Source organism: Pseudomonas sp. 2VD (genome assembly GCF_005503585.1).
Lineage (GTDB): Bacteria > Pseudomonadota > Gammaproteobacteria > Pseudomonadales > Pseudomonadaceae > Pseudomonas > Pseudomonas aeruginosa.
The window spans coordinates 1-1,356 of the sequence record NZ_SCND01000645.1; the positions used below are offsets into that span (position 1 = coordinate 1).

Sequence of the window (1,356 nt, forward strand, 5' to 3'; positions counted from 1 at the left end):
TCACCAGGCTCAGCTGGGCGTTGCCGGACCATGCGCGCCAGCCTTCCATGCTGGCGAACTCGCCATCGCCGAGCAGGCCGCCGAGCTTGGCTTTCGTGCACCATGGCAGGTCCGGCGGGGTCGGCGTGTCGCCGCCGGAGCCCGGGTTGACCGTGCCGGGTACCTTGGTCGGGCGAAAGTCGGCGATCTGCGTGGCCATGCTGTTCAGCGCGCGTACGGCGTCGGCGTGTTCTTCGCGACCGCAGGGCTGGTTGGCGCATTCGGCGTTGACCAGGCGCGGGTTGGCGAAGAACGGTGCCTGCTTGTTGGTGCCGAAAGCATGCGGGTAGGCCATCACGGTGGCGAAGCGCCCCTGCACGCCGTAGCCGCGGCTCCATTCGTAGGTGCCGCTGTGGGCGTAGCGCGGATCGTAGTAGCTGGACTCCAGGTCCTGCTCGTAGGAGTGGCGCAGGCCCATGTTGTGGCCGGCTTCATGGGCGAAGGTGTTGAGCCCGCAGTCGACCCCGGTGAGGTTGTAGGCAATGTCCTTGGCATTGCCGTGGAAGCGCCCGCTGTTCTTATCGCCCGAGCCCATGTAGCCGATGCCGCAGGTGATGTAGCCATTGCCGCTGTTCTGCGAGCGGTTGACCAGGCTGACCAGATCGGCGCCGTACTGCTCGCGCAGGCGCTGCACCTGCGGGTCGCGCATGAAGCGATCGAGATTGGCGCCGGTCACCGTCGGGTAGTCGGCCCAGTCCAGGCGCTGCTTGTGCACCAGACGCAGGCGCAGGTTGACGCCGCTCTTCTCGTAGGCGGTGTTGGCGAACTCGATGTAGCTGGCGATCCGCGCATCGATGTCGCGGCCATTTGCGGTCTGGGTCGCCGCGGGGGTGTAGAGCACCATGATGTCGACGGTCTTCGGCGCGGCCTGGGCGGCAGAGGCTACCGCCAGGGCTAGGGTGGAGCAGAGCAGGGATTTCTTCATGGGTTGCCTGTGTTCGGACAATAGGAAGCCATGGCGCCCCGAGGGCACCGCTGGGAAAACACGCTGGGAAGGTGGGCTCAGCCCTGGGCGGGCGGCGGCCTGGTGGACGGCGACGAGGCGGAAAGCCTGACCGTGGTGCGCGGCAGCCTGGAAACCCACATCAATGTCGCCACCCTCGACGGCAGCTACTCGATCATCGTCGACAACCGCAGCGGCAAGACCCGCGTGATCGACGAGAACGACATCGCCGCGCGTAGCGACCCGCATGGCGATCATGTCGACGCGCCGCTCGCCGAGCTGCCACCGATGCCGCCGCCCGCCCAGGGCTGAGCCCACCTTCCCAGCGTGTTTTCCCAGCGGTGCCCTCGGGGCGCCATGGCTTCCTATCTGTC

General features: G+C 67.2%; 2 pseudogenes. One reads left to right on the plus strand and one right to left on the minus strand.

Annotation, left to right across the window (positions count from 1 at the left end):
- Window positions 1–964 (minus strand): annotated as a pseudogene (mep72, locus tag FFS27_RS32735) (metalloendopeptidase Mep72); the annotation flags it as partial.
- Window positions 965–1,057: 93 nt separating this feature from the next.
- Here mep72 and bamI point away from each other — a divergent pair.
- Window positions 1,058–1,294: pseudogene (gene bamI / locus FFS27_RS32740) on the plus strand (biofilm-associated metzincin protease inhibitor BamI); the annotation flags it as partial.
- Window positions 1,295–1,356 lie beyond the last annotated feature (62 nt).